Origin of the sequence: Acetobacterium malicum subsp. dehalogenans DSM 11527 (assembly GCF_000472665.1) — a bacterium.
GTDB classification, from domain to species: domain Bacteria; phylum Bacillota; class Clostridia; order Eubacteriales; family Eubacteriaceae; genus Acetobacterium; species Acetobacterium malicum.
Map to the genome: position 1 here is coordinate 25911 of NZ_AXAC01000003.1, position 19157 is coordinate 45067.

The 19157-nt window shown below is 41.0% G+C and carries 19 protein-coding genes; all 19 read left to right on the plus strand.

The annotated features are described in order from the left end of the window. The first annotated feature begins 66 nt into the window (after window positions 1-66). On the plus strand, window positions 67-1164 hold the full coding sequence (dprA, locus tag A3KS_RS0100165; protein WP_026393153.1) for a DNA-processing protein DprA: 1098 nt from the start codon (window positions 67-69) through the stop codon (window positions 1162-1164). Window positions 1165-1278: 114 nt separating this feature from the next. Further along, window positions 1279-3348, plus strand: coding sequence for a type I DNA topoisomerase (gene topA, locus A3KS_RS0100170; protein ID WP_026393154.1), 2070 nt, complete (start codon window positions 1279-1281; stop codon window positions 3346-3348). 36 nt (window positions 3349-3384) lie between these two features. Then, window positions 3385-3915: an ATP-dependent protease subunit HslV gene (gene hslV, locus A3KS_RS0100175; RefSeq protein WP_026393155.1), complete on the plus strand. Its 531-nt coding sequence runs from the start codon at window positions 3385-3387 to the stop codon at window positions 3913-3915. 16 nt (window positions 3916-3931) lie between these two features. Next, window positions 3932-5338 carry an ATP-dependent protease ATPase subunit HslU gene (hslU, locus tag A3KS_RS0100180; RefSeq protein ID WP_035354728.1) on the plus strand — a complete coding sequence of 469 codons (1407 nt, stop codon included), beginning with the start codon at window positions 3932-3934 and terminating at the stop codon, window positions 5336-5338. 147 nt (window positions 5339-5485) lie between these two features. Next, window positions 5486-6280, plus strand: a complete 795-nt coding sequence (gene rpsB / locus A3KS_RS0100185) for a 30S ribosomal protein S2 (protein ID WP_026393157.1) — start codon at window positions 5486-5488, stop codon at window positions 6278-6280. Window positions 6281-6307: 27 nt separating this feature from the next. After that, window positions 6308-6952, plus strand: a complete 645-nt coding sequence (gene tsf / locus A3KS_RS0100190; protein ID WP_026393158.1) for a translation elongation factor Ts — start codon at window positions 6308-6310, stop codon at window positions 6950-6952. Window positions 6953-7035: 83 nt separating this feature from the next. Then, a complete protein-coding gene (gene pyrH, locus A3KS_RS0100195; protein ID WP_035354731.1) occupies window positions 7036-7764 on the plus strand; it encodes a UMP kinase in 729 nt (242 codons plus the stop codon). A 3-nt stretch (window positions 7765-7767) separates the two neighbouring features. Further along, window positions 7768-8325: a ribosome recycling factor gene (frr, locus tag A3KS_RS0100200; RefSeq protein ID WP_026393160.1), complete on the plus strand. Its 558-nt coding sequence runs from the start codon at window positions 7768-7770 to the stop codon at window positions 8323-8325. 169 nt (window positions 8326-8494) lie between these two features. Continuing rightward, complete coding sequence (locus A3KS_RS0100205) at window positions 8495-8986, plus strand: ribosome maturation factor RimP (RefSeq protein WP_026393161.1); 492 nt, start codon at window positions 8495-8497, stop codon at window positions 8984-8986. A gap of 23 nt (window positions 8987-9009) precedes the next feature. Beyond that, on the plus strand, window positions 9010-10203 hold the full coding sequence (gene nusA, locus A3KS_RS19565) for a transcription termination factor NusA (protein WP_035354733.1): 1194 nt from the start codon (window positions 9010-9012) through the stop codon (window positions 10201-10203). Window positions 10204-10269: 66 nt separating this feature from the next. Then, window positions 10270-10542, plus strand: coding sequence for an RNase P modulator RnpM (gene rnpM, locus A3KS_RS0100215; RefSeq protein WP_026393162.1), 273 nt, complete (start codon window positions 10270-10272; stop codon window positions 10540-10542). Between the two features lie 23 nt (window positions 10543-10565). After that, a complete protein-coding gene (gene infB, locus A3KS_RS0100220) occupies window positions 10566-12773 on the plus strand; it encodes a translation initiation factor IF-2 (protein WP_026393163.1) in 2208 nt (735 codons plus the stop codon). A gap of 37 nt (window positions 12774-12810) precedes the next feature. Continuing rightward, window positions 12811-13194, plus strand: coding sequence for a 30S ribosome-binding factor RbfA (rbfA, locus tag A3KS_RS0100225; protein WP_026393164.1), 384 nt, complete (start codon window positions 12811-12813; stop codon window positions 13192-13194). Then, window positions 13178-14137, plus strand: a complete 960-nt coding sequence (locus A3KS_RS0100230; RefSeq protein ID WP_026393165.1) for a DHH family phosphoesterase — start codon at window positions 13178-13180, stop codon at window positions 14135-14137. The genes rbfA and A3KS_RS0100230 overlap by 17 nt, the downstream gene beginning before the upstream one ends. Beyond that, complete coding sequence (gene truB / locus A3KS_RS0100235; protein WP_035354787.1) at window positions 14124-15044, plus strand: tRNA pseudouridine(55) synthase TruB; 921 nt, start codon at window positions 14124-14126, stop codon at window positions 15042-15044. Before A3KS_RS0100230 ends, truB begins: the two co-directional genes overlap by 14 nt. A gap of 8 nt (window positions 15045-15052) precedes the next feature. Next, the gene (locus A3KS_RS0100240; RefSeq protein WP_026393167.1) at window positions 15053-15961 is read left to right on the plus strand and encodes a bifunctional riboflavin kinase/FAD synthetase; all 909 of its coding nucleotides are present in this window, start codon (window positions 15053-15055) and stop codon (window positions 15959-15961) included. A gap of 120 nt (window positions 15962-16081) precedes the next feature. Beyond that, on the plus strand, window positions 16082-16348 hold the full coding sequence (gene rpsO / locus A3KS_RS0100245) for a 30S ribosomal protein S15 (RefSeq protein ID WP_026393168.1): 267 nt from the start codon (window positions 16082-16084) through the stop codon (window positions 16346-16348). A 145-nt stretch (window positions 16349-16493) separates the two neighbouring features. Then, window positions 16494-18572 carry a polyribonucleotide nucleotidyltransferase gene (locus A3KS_RS0100250; RefSeq protein ID WP_026393169.1) on the plus strand — a complete coding sequence of 693 codons (2079 nt, stop codon included), beginning with the start codon at window positions 16494-16496 and terminating at the stop codon, window positions 18570-18572. 2 nt (window positions 18573-18574) lie between these two features. Beyond that, a complete protein-coding gene (gene dut, locus A3KS_RS0100255) occupies window positions 18575-19027 on the plus strand; it encodes a dUTP diphosphatase (protein ID WP_035354734.1) in 453 nt (150 codons plus the stop codon). The last annotated feature ends 130 nt before the right edge of the window (window positions 19028-19157 follow it).

The following is a 19157-nucleotide window of genomic DNA, read 5'->3' on the forward strand; positions in this document are numbered from 1 at the left end:
AGGCTTTTAATTGCCAATATGATTGTGATATTATAAAGAATATGGATAAGAAGGGAAAACAAAGCGGTGAAAGATTTAATTTATTGGATATGGTTTATGCGTCTTGAAAAAATATCAATCAAGCATAAAAACATATTACTTGAACAATTTGTATCCCCTGAAGTGATTTTTTCACTAAGTTCTGAAGATCTTGTAAAAACAAAAATATTCGATCAAAATGCAGCGGATTATATTTGCCAGACCAAATCAATCGACCAGGCCAAACATGATTTGTCTTATATGGAGAAAAATAATATCCGGCTGATCCCTCGCTGTGATCCTGAATTTCCGGAATCGCTTACTAATCTTTACACGCCACCGCTGGGCTTGTATGCAAAAGGCAATTTATCACTACTGCATGCTCCGCTCGCCATCGGGATTATTGGTTCCCGTAATCCCACTGTAGCAGGAGAAAAACATGCCAGACTATTTTCTCAGTCACTTTCATCCATCGGGGTTACAATCGTCAGTGGTTTGGCTGATGGCATTGATGGTAAAAGTCATTGGGCCAGTGTGAATGAACTGGGCAGCACCATCGGTGTTTTAGGTACTGGGATTGATATTTGCTATCCCCGGGTTAATAAAAAACTGTTTGATTTGATGTCAGAAAAGGCTCTAATTATTACCGAATTCAATTTGGGTGAGAAGCCGCTGCCCTACCACTTTCCTCAGCGAAATCGAATTATTAGCGGACTTTCCCAGGGTGTTCTGGTTATCGAAGCCCGGAAAAAAAGCGGCTCACTAATTACTGTCAATCATGCCTTAGAACAAGGTAAGAATATTTACGTGATTCCTGGCGATATCAGCAGTTCTAACTGGGCCGGTGGAAACCAGCTGCTCAAGGAGGGTGCCAAACTTGTTACGGATCCCAGAGATATTTTAGAGGATTATGTCATTTTTGATCAGACCGCGAAAAGCGGCGACGCAAGTAATAAGCAATCCATCATAAAGATGGCAACGGTTGAAGAACAGCTGCTGTTTGATCTGATCAAGAAAGGTTATCGTTCCATCGATGAGCTGGTTGCCTGTTCAGGTTTACCGATCAGTCGGATTAACAGTTTGCTGACGATGTTGGAAATAGAAGAAATTATTATGATTAAATACGGAAACATTGTTTTAATTTAAGGACAATGGGTTATATTCGACGGCATAAGTTTGTATTTTGTGGAAATGTTTGCTATAATGTGGCTATTTTAAGAGAGAAAACGTCATTACTATTAAGAAAGAAGGAGGTATTCAATGAGTAAAACCTTGGTTATCGTTGAATCACCGGCAAAAGCAAAAACAATAAAAAAGTATTTACCAAAAGGCTATGAAGTTGAAGCAACTATGGGACATGTGATTGATCTGCCCAAAAGTCGGATTGGTATTAATATAGAAGAAGATTTTAAACCGGATTATATTAAAATTCGTGGTAAGGCTGAGTTGCTTAAAAAATTGAAAAATGCCGCCAAAAAAGCCGATCAAGTTTATCTCGCCACTGACCCTGACCGCGAAGGGGAAGCCATATCCTGGCATATGGCAAATTTTCTGGAGATTGATTTAGCGACAAAATGCCGGATTGAATTTCATGAAATTACAAAAAAAGCGGTAAATGCCGCCATAGAAAACAAAAGAATGATTGATATTGACTTAGTCAATTCACAGCAGGCGCGACGTATTCTGGATCGACTGGTTGGGTATTCGCTGAGTCCTTTTTTGTGGAAGAAAGTCAAGAAGGGTCTCAGTGGCGGCCGGGTCCAATCGGTTGTGACACGCATTATTGTCGATCGGGAAGAGGAGATTGCTGCATTTATTCCAGAAGAATATTGGAATTTGGAACTGCTCTTAAAAAAACATGATGATGATAAATCATTTGTATCAAAGTTCTATTCTGAGGATGGCAAGAAAAAAACCATCACCAATGCTGAAGAGGCCGTCCGGTTGGAAAAAGTAGTGGAAGCAAATACGATTGTGGTCGAAAATGTCAAAAAGCGAACGCGATATCAGAAACCGCCCTTGCCATTTACGACCAGTACTCTCCAACAGGAAGCCTATAAATCACTTGGCTTCACGACTCAACGGACCATGCGTCTGGCCCAGCAACTATATGAAGGGGTGGATATTAAAGGTGTTGGCTTGACTGGCTTAATTACTTATTTGAGAACCGATTCAACCCGGATTGCCGACGAAGCAGTACAAGAGAGTAAAGAATATATCAAGCAGCATTTTGGTGAAGATTATCTGGGCACCGAAAAAAAAGTCGGCAAAAAGAAAAATGTTCAGGATGCCCATGAAGCCATTCGTCCTTCGTCGGTTATGCTGACTCCAGATGAAGCCCGAAATTCGTTGGAACCGGATCAGTATCGCTTGTATAAACTCATTTGGGAAAGACTGCTCTGCAGTCAGATGGCTGACGCCCAGTATTACGTTACCGATGTTGATATCGCCTGCAGTAATCTGATTTTTAAAACCAAGGGTGAAACCCAAAAATTTGATGGATTTACCCGGGTAGGTAAAAGTGCCGGAAAAAATGATGATAGTATCCTGCCTGAATTAGCCATTGGAGACGACCTGGTCCGGCTTAAAACGACGAAAGAACAAAAATTTACCAAGCCCCCGGCTCGTTATACTGAAGCATCACTGGTTAAAATCCTGGAAGAAAAAGGTATTGGCCGACCCAGTACCTATGCGCCAACCATCGCGACTATCAAGAATCGCGACTATGTTGAAGTGGAGGATAAACATTTTAAACCCACCGAGCTCGGCGTCACGGTTACCCATTTGATGAAGGAGTACTTTAGCGATGTGGTTAATATTTCGTTCACTGCCGAAATGGAAGATCGTTTGGATTCAGTTTCAGAGGGCGAAACAGATTGGATTGAACTGCTGAAGAATTTTTATAAGGGCTTTGAAAAGGAACTGACCAATGCCCAAGAAAAGGCGGAATCAGTGACAATTGCCGATCCTGAATCTGATGTGGATTGTGAATTGTGTGGCCGGCGGATGGTCATAAAAAAAGGGAAGTTCGGTCGTTTCCTGGCCTGTCCAGGCTTTCCGGAATGCAAAAACACGAAGCCTTTTTTTGAAAAAACCGGGGGAATCTGCTCCGTTTGCGGCGGAGACATCGTCAAACGAACCTCCAAAACGGGTCGGACCTTTTATTCGTGCAGTAATTACCCGGCCTGTGACTATATGAACTGGGATTTGCCAATCCCTGACCAATGCCCGGTCTGTGGTTCAACACTCTTTCAAAAAGGTCTAGGCAAACGAAAATCAATCTATTGCGATAAAAAAGATTGTGGTTATAAAGCCCCAACGGCAGAATAAATCACAGTACATTTTGATAAGAAAGCGAGAAAAAATATGTTTCATGCAACAACCATTGTAGGAATACGCCATAACGGTCAGGTCGCCATTGCCGGAGATGGGCAGGTAACCATGGGCGAAAAGACGATCATGAAAAATAAGGCCACAAAAATCAGAAGAATCTATCATGATAAAATTTTAGTGGGTTTTGCGGGTTCGGTTGCCGATGCCTTTACCCTCTGCGAAAAGTTCGAACACAAGGTCGAACAGTACAATGGCAATTTAAAACGTTCGGCAGTGGAACTGGCCAAAGAATGGCGTTCAGACAAAATCCTCAGAAAGCTTGAAGCACTGCTGATAGTTATGGATGAATCGGAAACCCTGGTTTTATCGGGAAATGGTGAAGTCATCGAACCCGATGACGATGTGGCCGCCATCGGTTCCGGTGGATCCTATGCCTTGGCGGCAGCCAGAGCGCTAAAAAGTCACTCAACCCTCAGTGCTGAAGAAATGGTCTATGAATCGTTGAAAATTGCCTCAGAAATATGCGTGTTTACAAACAATAATATTTCTGTAGAAGTATTATAGAAACGGAAGTATGGTTATGAAAGAATTAACACCCAAAAAAATCGTTACTGAATTAAACCGTTATATTATTGGTCAGGAGTCGGCTAAGAAAGCCGTTGCCGTCGCCATTAGAAACCGCTATCGCCGATCACTGTTGCCGGCTGATTTAATTGATGAGTTTACACCTAAGAACATCATTTTAATCGGACCAACCGGGGTGGGTAAAACAGAAATTGCCAGAAGAATAGCAAAACTGGTAAAAGCACCATTTATAAAAGTAGAAGCGACAAAATTTACCGAAGTCGGTTATGTTGGCAGAGATGTGGAATCGATGGTTCGTGATCTGGTCAACACATCGATTCGTAATGTCCAGCAGGAAAAAATGAAAGAGGTTTATGCCGAAGCCGAAAAGAATGCCAATAAAATCATTCTGGACACCTTGGTGCCCTCAAAAAAAGTGAAAGAAACCCTAAAAACGCCCTTTGATATCTTTATGAAACCGACTCCGCCGACAACTCCAACCCAATATGAATTGGAAGGGGATGCTGAAAAGGAAAAATCAAAAAAAGAAAAAAGGGAAGCTTTATCAAAGGAACTGGAAGCTGGTCTGCTGGAAGACACGATTATCGAAATTGAAGTCGATGATGATGGCTCGAAGACCATTGGCGTTATGCAAGGCATGAACAATGACAGCATGTCCTTTAATATGAATGACATCCTGGGCGATTTTCTGCCACAAAAGAAAAAAAAGAAGAGTGTTAAAATTTCCGAGGCCAGGAAAATCCTGATCAATCAGGAAGCCCAAAAACTGATTGATCAGGATCAGGTAAACGAGCAGGGCGTCAAAGATGCCGAGCAAAACGGCATTATCTTTATTGATGAAATCGACAAAATTATTGGAAATGGTAACAATCACGGCCCGGATGTTTCACGGGAAGGTGTCCAGCGGGATATCTTACCAATCGTCGAGGGTAGTACCGTTAATACAAAATATGGCCCGATCAAAACGGATTTTATTTTATTTATAGGTGCCGGAGCCTTCCATGTTTCGAAAATATCAGACATGATTCCTGAGCTGCAGGGACGTTTTCCGATCAGTGTTCATTTGGATAGTTTAACGGAGGAAGACTTTATTCAGATTTTGACCCATACGGAAAATTCGGTGATCAAACAATACCAGGAGCTGATTCGAACTGAGGATGTCAATCTCATTTTTGCGGAGGACGCTGTTAAGTACATTGCTAAAATTGCCTATCTCCAGAATGAAGAAGATGAAAATATCGGCGCTCGGCGGCTGCACACGGTGATGGAAAAACTACTGGAAGAAATATCCTTTTATGCTTCGGATTATGAACAGGATGATTTTACAATTGATATGAATTATGTCGAGCGAGTCTTCAATATATCTGATAAACGGGATAATTATCAAAAATATTTGCTGTAATTAAAAAAATGCTTGTACAAATGAAGTGACTATGCTAGTATATGAAGGTATGTATTACACACATTCTCTGAGAGGCATCAGGTGCCTGTTTTCAGGTCGATGTTCTTGATTGATGAGAGTGGAGGAAAAACCAAGGAGGAACGAATTATGGCATGTGTTTCAATGAAACAATTATTAGAAGCAGGGGTGCATTTTGGGCACCAGACTCGACGATGGAATCCGAAAATGGCTCCATATATTTTCACAGAAAGAAATGGTATTTACATCATTGATTTACAACAAACTGTGAAGAGAATTGAAAAAGCTTATAGTTTTGTCAAAGAACTGGCAGAAAACGGCGAAGAAATTCTTTTTGTCGGGACAAAAAAACAAGCTCAAACAAGCATCGAGAGAGAAGCAAAACGTAGTGGTAGCTACTGCGTCAATCATCGTTGGTTAGGTGGAACCTTAACAAACTTCGGGACCATTAGCAAACGAATTGACCGATTAAATGAACTGGAACAAATGGAAGAAGACGGAACCTTTGCGCTTCTGCCTAAAAAAGAAGTTATTAAACTGAAACGTCAACGAGAAAAACTACAAAAATTCCTGGGCGGCATCAAAGATATGAAGGGTGTTCCCGGCGCAATTTTTGTTATTGATACTAAAAAAGAACGAATTGCCATTGCCGAAGCTAAAAAACTGGGTATTCCAATTATCGGTATTGTTGATACTAACTGTGACCCAGACGAAATTGACTATATCATTCCTGGTAATGATGATGCGATTCGTGCTGTTGCTTTAATCCTTTCTGTTATTTCAGATGCTATCATTGAAGGACGTCAGGGCGAGCAAGTTGAAGAAGAAATTGAAGTAGCTCCTGTAGTAGCACCAGCCGTCGAAGAAGTTATTGTCGAAGTTGAAGTTGTTGAAGAAACTGCAGAAGTTACTGAAGCAGAATAATTTATAATTACTATCAGGAGGAGAAAAGTGGACGCAAAATTAGTAAAAGAATTAAGAGCTAAAAGTGGTGCCGGTATGATGGACTGCAAAAAAGCCTTAGTCGAAACAGATGGAAATATCGAAGATGCAATGATCTTTTTAAGAGAAAAAGGATTGGCTGCAACCAACAAAAAAGCTGGTCGTGTTGCTGCTGAAGGCATCGTTGAATCATATATTCACATGGGTGGAAAAATTGGTGTTCTTGTCGAAGTCAACTGCGAAACTGATTTCGTAGCAAAAAATGAAGGATTTAAAAACTTTGTTAAAGACGTAGCTATGCATATTGCAGCAGCAAACCCTTTATATGTGACTAAAGAAGAAGTGCCGATGGACGAAATTGAAAAAGAAAAAGAAATTCTTCGGGCTCAAGCAATTAATGAAGGCAAACCTGAAAAAATCATCGATAAAATGGTTGAAGGCCGGGTTAGTAAGTTCTATAAAGAAATCTGTTTACTGGAACAGCCTTTTGTAAAAAATCCAGATCTGACAATTGAGGATCTGGTCAAAGAACAAATCATGACCATTGGCGAAAATGTCAAAATCAGACGATTTGCACGATTCCAAATGGGCGAAGGATTAGAGAAAAAAGAAGAAAACTTTGCCGAAGAAGTAGCGAAGCAATTAAACGCATAAACGCTGAAAAAGAACACATTCGTGTTCTTTTTTTACCGTTGATAAGATTGTAAATTGTTTCTGCTTACGATATAATATAGAAAATGAAAGGGGGAATCTTTTTGGAACCGAAATATAAACGTGTCATCATAAAATTAAGCGGTGAAGCATTATCCGGCAGTGCCGGTCATGGCATCGATACCCCAACGGTGCAATCAATCTGCAGCCAGATCAAAGAAGTTTTTGAATTGGGTGTTGAAATTGCCATTGTTGTGGGTGGCGGTAATTTTTGGCGGGGACGAAGTGGCGAAGGAATGGATAAATCCACAGCCGACTATATGGGAATGCTCGCTACCTGCATTAACGCTCTTGGTTTACAGGATGTTCTGGAAGAAATGGATGTACCAGTGCGGGTTCAAACAGCAATCGAAATGAAACAAATTGCCGAGCCTTATATCCGCAGAAAAGCAATTCGCCATCTCGAAAAAAGAAGAGTTGTCATTTTTGCCTGTGGTACCGGAAATCCCTTTTTCACAACCGATACAACGGCAGCACTGCGAGCTGCTGAAATTGATGCTGAAATTATTCTTTTAGCAAAAAGTATTGATGCGGTATATGATTCAGATCCGCTGGTTAACCCAGATGCAATACGCTATTCCGAATTATCATACATCGATGTATTGAATCAAGGCCTAAAGGTCATGGATTCAACGGCAACGTCGCTATGTATGGATAATCACATTCCAATTCTAGTGTTTGGCTTAAATGAACCGGAGAATATTTTACGTGCGATCATGGGCGAAAAAATCGGAACAATTATTCAGGAGGTATAGAAGATGGTAAATGAGATTAAAGCGACAGCTAATGAAAAAATGGAAAAAGCACTCAGAAATCTAAATGAGAGTTTGGGCAGCTTACGGGCAGGAAGAGCTAATCCACGCATTCTCGATAAGGTAATGGTTGATTATTACGGGTCACCGACAAGCTTGAATCAGTTGGCAAACATCAGCACTCCTGAAGCAAGAATGATTGTCGTGCAACCTTATGATGCTACGGCTATCCCCGCCATTGAAAAAGGTATTTTGAAATCAGACCTGGGTTTTAATCCTTCTAACGACGGAAAAATCATTCGTTTATTAATCCCTCAATTAACCGAGGAACGACGAAAAGAACTGGTTAAACTCGTTAAGAAATATGGCGAAGAGTGTAAGGTCGCAATGCGTAATATTCGTCGACATGCCATTCAGGAACTGAAAGACGGTCAAAAAGAAGGACTGATCACCGAAGATGATTTGAAACAAGGTGAAAAAGAAATTCAGAAAGTTACGGACGAAGAGATTAAAAACATTGAAACGATTCTAAAAGAAAAAGAAGCTGAAATTTTAGAAGTTTAATTGTTTTTTCGGGATATGATTTCTTTAATTGTTCATTCAATTATATAGTATTTCATTAAGAGTGGGGAGACCCACTCTTAACTATTTTTCGAGTAGGTATCAAGATGATAACTGCTGTGAAAAAGTCCCCGCGATTTTAGATAAATAATGAATTAAAAAAGGAAAAAGTATGAAAAAAGTATCGAAAGAATTCTTTTTAGAAGAATTAACTGCGCCAGTGGTGGAATCACTTGGCTATGAATTAACCGATTTGACCTTTGAAAAACAGGGCAAAGATTGGTGCCTGACCCTGTTTATCGATTCGGAAAGTGGGATTTCATTGGACGATTGTGAAATCGTCAGCCGACAGATCAGCGAATTGCTTGACGAAAAGGATCCCATCGAACAGAGCTATTTTTTAGAAGTCTCTTCACCTGGTATGGATCGGCCACTAAAAAAAGAAAAGCATTTTCTCTCAAATATTGATAAGAAAATTGCTGTTCATCTTTTCGCACCGTTAGATGGGAAAAAGGATATTGAAGGGGTATTAAAATCATATACCGCAGCAGAATTAACCCTTGAGTTAGAAACAGGTGAAATGCTGACACTGGAAAATAGTAAAATCGCAAAAGCAAATCGGTTGGATGAGTTGAATTTCAAACCTCTTCCATCAGCTGAATAAAACGGAAGGCGGAGAAAACGAATATGAATCAGGAGTTTATACGCGCTCTGGATGTAATTCAAGAAGAAAAATCAATTGATAAAGAAGAATTGATTCAAGCAATTGAAGCGGCCATTACTACAGCATATAAAAAGAATTATGGCAACTCTCATAATGTTGAGATTAACATTGATCGGGAAAATGGCGATATTCAAGTATTTGCATTAAAAGAAATTGTCGAAGTTCCCGAAAATGATCACAGTCAGATTTCGCTGGAAAAAGCCCGGGAAGTCGATAGCAACTATGCTGTTGGCGATTTCTTCAGAAAAGAAGTCCGCCCCAGAGATTTCGGACGAATTGCGGCACAAAATGCCAAACAACTGATCATCCAGCGGATTAAAGAAGCGGAACGCAATATCATCTACGATGATTACCTCAAGCGCCAGGATGAAGTATTAACGGGTATTATCAAGCGGATTGAAAAAGGTGTTGTCTATGTTGAGGTTGGAAAACTTGAGGCGGTAATGTTGCCTTCGGAACAAACAACAGGTGAGTCTTATACATTGAATCAGCGATTAAAAGTTTATCTGTTGATGGTTAAAAAAACAACCAAAGGACCACAGGTTAATGTATCGCGAACACATCCAGGGCTGGTAAAACGCTTATTCGAGTCTGAAGTGCCTGAAATCTTTGACGGGATAGTAGACATCGTCTCCATTTCCAGAGAAGCCGGTTCGCGGACCAAGGTAGCTGTAAAAGCCAATGATCCAAGCATTGATCCAGTAGGTGCTTGTGTCGGCCAAAAAGGCGTTCGGGTGCAAAACATCATCAATGAACTGCAAGGCGAAAAAATCGATGTGATTAAGTGGAGTGATAATATTGAAGAATACTTATCCAATGCTTTGAGTCCGGCGAAGGTGGTTGAAATTATCCCAAATAAAGATGATAAAACTGCGATTGCCATTGTCGATGATTACCAGTTATCTCTGGCTATTGGAAAAGAAGGTCAGAATGTCCGATTGGCGGCAAAATTAACCGGTTGGAAGATTGATATTAAGAGTAAAATTGATTATGTAAATCAGCATCGAATCACCGATGAAAGCACAAGTGTTTTTACCGACGATATTTTACTGGAACTAAAAGAAGAACTGGAATCAGCGGAAGCATTGGAAATTCTGGATGCGTCAATACCTGATGATGATTCGGTATTTGAAGACATTTCAGATCTTGAAAATTAAAGGTTTAATCAATAATATAGCTTTTTATGCTATAATACTTAGATAAAACAATGTCAGGGAGGTACAATGAAAAAAATTCCACAGAGAACCTGTGTTATATGCCATTCGAAATTTGATAAGCGCGACTTATTTAGGATTGTATCAGATAAATCTGGTGAAATTTTTTTTGATCCCACTGGAAAAGCAAATGGACGCGGTGCCTATGTATGCACGTCTGATGCCTGTGTGGATCAATTCCTGAGTAAAAATTACCTGGAACGGGCATTTAAAAGAAAAGTAGAAAGTGATGTTGTCGAAATTGTTCGTCAGCAACTGTCAGAGAAAAAACAAATGAAATAATAAATATTGAAGGGAGGAATAATATGTCAAAATTAAGAGTTTACGATTTAGCTAAAAAATATAATATTCCCAGTAAAGAATTCGTAGCCATTCTAAATAAGTACAATATTCCTGTAAAAAACCATATGAGCGCCCTGACTGATCAACAAATTGCGGAGTTTGAAGAAAAATTCGATAAAGATAAGTATCAAGCAGAGCTGGTAGCAGAAAAGAAAAAAGAACCGGTCAAGGAAAGTGTCAAAATCAGTTCTAATAATGTTGCCCCGAAAGTGAGTTCAGATACAAAAAAAACAACCAGACCACCACAAAAAAATCAACAAAATACAGGGGGCAATGTGCCGAAAAAAGCAGATGATAAAAAACGACCCGTTTCCAGCAATCAGGGTCAGCAACCAAAGGTTAGAGATCATAGTAAAAAAGAAAAAACAGCACGAAGTGTTTATAAACGAATAAAAGATGAAAAAAAGAAATCTGTTCAATTAAACCAGATATTTGAAATTCCCGAGTTTTTAACCGTTGGCGAGTTAGCTGACATTCTTGAAATAAGTGCCACCGAAGTTATTAAAACCCTGATGCTTTCAGGTACTATGGTGAGTATTAACCAGGAGATCGATTTCGAAACGGCAGCCATCGTTGCAGCTGAGTTAGGTTTTGAAGTCGAAGCGATTAAAATTGAAGATGTTGTTTCAAAAATTCTCGAAGAATATGATGAAGAAGAAAGCGAAAACGAAATTCCCCGCCCTCCGGTTGTTACGGTTATGGGACATGTCGATCATGGTAAAACGTCACTTCTGGATCGAATTCGTAAAGCAAATGTTATTGCCGGCGAAGCTGGTGGTATCACCCAACATATTGGTGCCTATACCGTTAATATCAAAAACCATGCGATTACAGTGATCGATACTCCAGGCCATGAGGCGTTTACAGCGATGCGTTCCCGGGGTGCTCAAATCACCGATATTGCGGTCCTGGTTGTGGCCGCGGATGATGGTGTTATGCCACAAACCGTCGAAGCCATTAATCATGCCAAAGCGGCCGGTGTTCCAATTCTGGTTGCCATCAATAAAATTGATAAGCCAGGAGCAGATCCGGAACGGGTTAAACAGGAATTGACTAAATATAACCTGGTTGTTGAAGAATGGGGCGGCGAAACGATTGCTGTTAACGTCTCAGCAAAAACCGGTGAGGGGATCGAATCGCTGCTGGAAATGATCATCATGATGTCTGAAATGGAAGAATTGACTGCAGATCCAAGCCGTGAAGCCCGAGGAAGTGTCATTGAATCGCAAATTAAACGTGGTAAAGGATCGGTTGCAACCTTATTGGTTCAGCAGGGTACCTTGCATGTTGGGGATTCTATTATTTCAGGAACGACCTACGGTAAGATCCGGACAATGATTGACGATAAAGGCAAGCGACTGAAGAAGGCTGGCCCATCGACCCCGGTAGAAATTTCAGGTCTCTCTGATATTCCCGCGGCAGGGGACGATTTCATCGTGCTTGAAAATGAAAAAGAAGCTCGTCAGTTGGCTGAAAAACGAAAAGAAATGCAAAAAGGCGAACGTCAACGGCGGTCCAACATTTCCCTCGATGATCTATTTAGTCAGATTCAGGATGGTAACATTCAGGATGTCAACATTATCATAAAGGCTGATGTTCAGGGTTCTATTGAGGCAATTAAGCAATCCCTTGAAAAACTGGATAATGAAGCAGTACGGATTAATATTATTCACGGTGCAGTTGGCGCCATCAATGAAACGGATGTAATGCTGGCTGCCACCTCAAATGCCATTGTGATTGGTTTTAATGTCAGACCGGACAAAAATGCTGTCAAGCTGGCTGAAACCGAAGAAGTGGATATTCGACTCTATCGGGTTATTTACGATGCGGTTGAAGATATTAAAAAAGCCATGGAAGGAATGCTGGCACCAGAGTTCCGGGAAAAAGTCATGGGTAATGCAGAAATACGTGAAGTATTTAAAATTCCCAGTATTGGTACTATCGCAGGCTGCTATATTACCGAAGGAAAAATCAACCGAAATGATGATGTTCGTATTATTCGCGATGGCATCGTAATTTTGGAAGGTAAAATCGCCTCTTTACGTCGTTTTAAAGATGACGTCAAAGAAGTAAACACCGGCTATGAATGTGGAATCGGGATCGAAAAATACAATGATTTAAAAGTTGGCGATAACATCGAAGCATTTACCATGGAAAAAATCGAAAGATAAGCGCAAGCCTATCTTTCCGACGAAGGAGATAAACAAAATGGCATCTCATCGAAATGAAAAAATTAACGGCTTAATTCAAAGAGAATTAAGTTTAATCATTATTCACAAAATGAAAGACAGCCGGATTAAAGACAGCAATGTCAGTATTACCAGGGTCAAAGCGGCTCCGGACCTAAAGACAGCGACCGTCTATGTCAGTATTTTTGGTGATGATCATCAGAAAAAAGTTGTTCTTGAATTATTGAATAATGCCAAAAGCTTCTTAAGATCCAGCCTTGGTCAGGTAATTACAGTCCATTCTGTACCAGCGCTGATCTTTGAAATTGATAATTCGATTGAATATGGTATGCACATTGAATCAATTTTAAAAAGTTTAAAGGACGATAAAGAATTGAAGGATCAGAATGAAGAAGATTCCTGATGAAATATTAAATTGTTTTCATAATAATCAACGGTTTTTAATTCTGCTTCATCAAAAACCCGATGGCGACGCAATTGGATCAGCAGTGGCTTTGGGTAAGGGTTTGAAGCAACTGAACAAAACCGTTGATTATTATATTGACCTGCCGCTTGAGGACAAACTGGTTTTCTTTGATGAAATTCAGTACTTTAATCAATCGTTGCAGGACAGCTACGACGTCATCGTTTTTTTAGACTGCTCCAGCAGCAGTTTTGCCTATTCACCGGCCGAAATGCCCGCGGCCAAAACCAAACTGGTTATTGATCATCATAAAAGCAATGCTCATTATGGTGATCTTAACTTTGTCGAAATTACCGGAGCAACTGCTGAAATCGTCTTTCGCATTTTAAAAGGTCTGCAGGTGGAATTTGACGAAGAAATGGCTGATGCTGTTTTCACCGGAATCACCACCGATACCGGTAGTTTTCAATTTTCCAATGTGACGGTTGACACGCATTTAATTGCCAGTGAATTGTATGCCATCAAAACTAACTACGCCCATCTTTCCAAAAGACTGCATACGCAAAAGAATATTGATCAGATGAAAATGACCGGAGCAGCCATCCATTCGCTGGAAATACTCGATAGTATGCCCATTGCGATGATGATCCTGGACCATGAAACGATCATCAAATTTGGCGGTACCATCAACATCACTGACGATGTAGCCAATCTGGGTCAAAATACGATCGGGGTTTCAATCACGGCACTGTTAAAAGAAATCGACGGTGGCGAATACCGGGTCTCTTTGCGGGCAAAATTCCCCTATGATATTCATGAAATTGCTTTAAAATATGGCGGCGGAGGACATGAACGGGCGGCAGGCTTTAATTTCAGTGGTGATATTAATGAACTGAAACGTGACCTGATGGAGGTTTATGAGAGTCAAAATGGAGAAAATTAACAGTTTCAATGGCTATCTCAATGTTTACAAAGAAAAAGGCATGACATCTCACGATGTGGTGTTTAAGGCCCGAAAAATTCTGAAAACAAAAAAAATTGGTCATACCGGAACGCTGGATCCCGATGCCCAGGGCGTTCTTGTTTTATGCGTTGGGCAGGCGACAAAAATGGTTGAATATATCACTGACCACGAAAAGGTTTATCAAGCAGAAGTCATCCTCGGGCGGGAAACCGACACCTGTGATTTATCAGGGACTATTATTAATGAAAGCGATCAGCGGATCAGCCGGGACGCTTTTGAAAGTATCCTCCCCCAGTTTATGGGTGATATCCAGCAGCGACCACCGATCTATTCAGCTATTCGGGTGAAGGGAAAAAAACTGTATCACTACGCCAGGAACGGCGAAACAGTGGAGATACCAGAACGGGACGTTCATGTTGCCGGGATCAGTCTGCTGGAGTTTTGTGAAGCGTCCCAAAAAGCTAAAATCAGGGTAACCTGTTCTAAGGGAACCTATATTCGCTCACTGTGTCGTGATATCGGAAGTGCCCTGGGGACGTTGGGATGCATGGGAAACCTGATCCGACATCGCGTTGGCAGCTTCAGCATTGACGACGCTTTAACCCTGACTGAGATTGATGCAATCGTCAACCACAACCCGAGTACACCGCTTTTTTTCCCATTGGAGTATTCACTTGAACGTTATCCCTGCGTCCGGGCAACCGAGCAGGGTCGTAAGTTTTTACTCAATGGAAATAAGCTGTTTCAATGGAATATCCATGAATCGCTGGAAAATTTTCAGCTGGGAGAAACCCTGCGCTTATACGATGGCGATCAGCTTATCGGGATGGGCAGATATGTCCAGAACGAAGAAGGTAACTATATTAAACCGACAAAACTACTGTGAGGTGAACAATGACAACAAATACTTATCGCGGAGAAAAAATTGTTTTAGCCCTCGGCTTTTTTGATGGGGTTCATCTGGGACACCAGGCATTACTCGAAGAAACAAAAAAAATCGGCCAACGATTAGGCTGTAAAACAGGGGTTATGACCTTTAAAGAACACCCGCTGGAATTGATTTTTCCTAATTATACGCCCTGGCTAATTACCTCCAATGCTGAAAAAGAAGCGATGATTCGGGCGTATGGTGTTGATTTTGTTTTTTTGAATCCGTTCACCGAAAAGCTGATGAAATTAACTCCAGAGAAATTCATCACTGACTATCTTTTAAAAAAATACAATGTCAAAGTAGTTGTTGTCGGTTTCAATTACAATTTTGGTTATAAAGGAGCCGGAACAACAGCCACACTAAAAGAACTGGGAAAAAAGTATGGTTTCGAAGTTGAAATTCTACCGCCATTTATCATTAACACGCACTCGGTCAGCTCAACCTTTATACGCGAACTGATTAGCTGCGGTCAGGTGGATGAGGTTAAGACTTTTCTGGGCCGGGATTATGCCTTAAGCGGCGTTGTTGTTCAAGGGAAGGGACTGGGTCACCAGTTTGGCATTCCCACTGCCAATATAAAACTAGATAAAAAAATCATCCTGCCGAGTACCGGCGTTTACTATACCCACGTTCATTATCAGGGAAAATGTTTAAATGGACTGACGAATTTGGGATTCAACCCAACTTTTGAAAAACATCCTTTCAGTATCGAGACCTATATCTACGATTTTGATGAGGATATTTATAATCAGGAAATCACCATTGAATTTAAGAAAAAAATCAGAGATGAAATAAAATTTGACTCGATCGATGATTTAATTAGTCAAATTAAAATGGATATTGACCAGATCAGAAAAGATTTTATTGAATAATACATTTACAACGATAAATGTTTATGATATACTCATTAAGTTATTACCATTCACTTAGTTTTTTGACACTCCAACAGAATACTCGGTCTATGGCTAAATTAAAAAACAAGGAGATTTTAAATGATCAGTAAAGAATTAAAAGCACAGGTAGTTGAAGACTACAAAACACACGAAGGTGACACTGGGTCACCAGAAGTACAAATTGCCTTATTAACAGCACGAATTAATGATCTTAACGGACATCTTCAAATCCACAAAAAAGATCATCACTCACGACGCGGCCTGCTCAAACTGGTAGGACAGCGAAGAAGATTATTAACTTATCTGAAAAACAAAGATATCAATCGATATCGTGAACTAATCCAAAGATTAGGTTTAAGAAAATAATTTGGGGCGGAGTATTCCGCCCTTTTTTTTTACCTGAAGGTCATCAATCAAAATGCGGTAACTAACCCTGATGATTGCAGTCTTCAACCCAGACGGAGTCTTAAAGCACCGCTTCTGGTGAATTATAATAGAAAGCGAGAAAAGAATGAATATTTTTGAAACTCAAATTGCGGGACGTCCTTTCCGGGTGGAAATTGGCGAAGTTGCACAACTTGCAAAAGGTGCGGCGATGATCAGATATGGCAAAACAGAAATTTTAGCAGTCGCTTCAGCTTCTAAAAAGCCTCGCGAAGGCATGGATTTTTTTCCATTAAGCTGTGACTATGAAGAAAAACAATACTCTGTCGGAAAATTCCCCGGCGGTTTTATTAAGCGAGAAGGCCGCCCGACTGAACGGGCAATCCTGAACTCCCGACTGATGGATCGACCGATCCGACCTCTTTTTCCCAAAGGCTTCCGAAATGACGTTCAGGTTGTTGCCACCGTGATGTCCGTTGACCAGGATAATGCTCCAGAAATTGCGGCGATGATCGGTTCATCGATTGCCCTGTCTATTTCAGACATTCCTTTCAATGGCCCCACCGGGGCTGTCGCCGTTGGTTATGTTGATGGCAACTATGTCATCAATCCCAATGAAGCTGAACGCGAAATCAGTGATCTGAACCTGGTTGTCTCCGGAACAAAAGATGCCATTATGATGGTGGAAGCCGGTGCCAATGAAGTTTCTGAAGAACTGATGCTGGAAGCGATCCTGCTGGCGCATGAAGAAATTAAAAAAATTGTCGCTTTCCAGGAAGAAATCATCGCAGTTGTCGGCAAAGAAAAACAGGTTTATACGCTGTTCACCCCAGCCGAAGAAATCAAAGCCGAAATTGTCGCTTTCTTAGGCGATCAATTATCAACCGCCGTAAAAACAGCTGATAAACTGGAACGACTGGACAATATTGAAGCAACGAAAAACTTAGTAAAAGAACATTTCTCTGAAACATATCCCAACCAGGGCAACGAAATCGACGAAGTCCTTAATTCGTTGGTCAAAAAAGAAATTCGTCGCATGATTCTTGAAGATCGCATTCGTCCGGATAATCGAAAAATGGATGAAATCCGTCAGATTACCGCTAAAATCGACTTTTTAGAAAGACCCCATGGTTCAGGATTGTTCACCCGAGGTGAAACTCAGGTACTTTCGGTTGTAACTCTGGGTGTTCTTGGTGACGTGCAAAAACTGGATGGCTTATCGAATGAAGACTCCAAACGTTATATTCACCATTATAACTTCCCATCATACAGTGTCGGCGAAGCCCGACCATCACGTGGTCCCGGCCGTCGTGAAATCGGACATGGTGCTTTGGCTGAACGCGCGCTGATTCCGGTACTGCCATCTGAAGACGTATTTCCATATGCAATCCGAGTTGTTTCTGAAGTATTAAGCTCAAATGGTTCTACCTCTCAAGCCAGTGTTTGTGGCAGCTCGCTTTCACTTATGGCAGCCGGGGTACCTCTGAAGGCACCTGTTGCTGGTATTGCTATGGGACTGATCAAAGAAGATGATAAACTGGCGATCCTTTCCGATATTCAGGGGATGGAAGATTTCCTTGGTGACATGGACTTCAAGGTGGCCGGAACCGCTGACGGTATCACTGCCATCCAGATGGATATTAAAATCGATGGTATCAACAAGCAGATCCTTACCGAAGCACTGGAACAAGCCCGCATTGGTCGACTGCATATTCTTGGCATTATGAATGAAGAAATTGCCGAGTCGCGTAAAGATTTATCACCTTATGCCCCACGAATCATTATTTTCCAGATCAAACCTGATAAAATCCGCGACGTCATCGGTTCTGGCGGCAAGGTCATTAACAAGATTATTGATGATACCGGGGTTAAAATTGATATTGAAGATGATGGCCGAATTTTCATTGCTTCAGTGGATACCGAATCCGGTAACCGGGCCAAGGAAATTATCGAGAACATCGTCAGAGAAGTTGAAGTTGGCGAAGTATTAACCGGTAAGGTTGTTCGAATCATGAATTTTGGCGCCTTTGTTTCCCTGCCAGGGGGTAAAGATGGTTTAGTTCATATTTCTAAATTAGCCAATGAACGCGTCAACGCCGTTGAAGACGTGGTTAAAATCGGCGATGAAGTGACTGTTAAGGTTATGGAAATTGACGCTCAGGGCCGTATCAATCTTTCCCGAAAAGCAATGCTACCAAAGGAATAATAATGATCAAGAATTATTCAATAAAAATACTTAACCAGTCGCAGTTTCCGTTGCCGGAATATCAAACCATTGGTTCTTCAGGCGTGGATTTACGAGCAAATCTTGAAGCAAAAATGATCATCATGCCTCATAAGGTTTACCAGATCCCCACCGGTATTTTTTTAGAAATGCCGATTGGTGTTGAAGCCCAAATTCGTGCCCGCAGCGGATTGGCGCTAAAACATGGGTTATCGCTGGTCAACGGGGTTGGTACCATTGATGCCGATTATCGTGGCGAAATTAAGATAATTTTGATAAACTTATTAGATAAACCGTATCAGCTGGAGCCGGGTGAGCGGATTGCTCAAATGGTTTTTGCTGAGTATGTCAAAGCCGATTTTATAGAAGTGTTCAGCACGGAAGAATTGGCTAGCAGCGAACGTGGCGATGGCGGCTTTGGTCATTCTGGAAAATAATCCGCTGCAAATAATTAAAAGTAAGCTAAAGTCATGAACCTTCATTGATTGCTGCACCGCTTTCCAATCCTATCTTTATAACACAATCTCAAGGTGCAGGTTTACCTGCACCTTTTATCATATCTTTTAT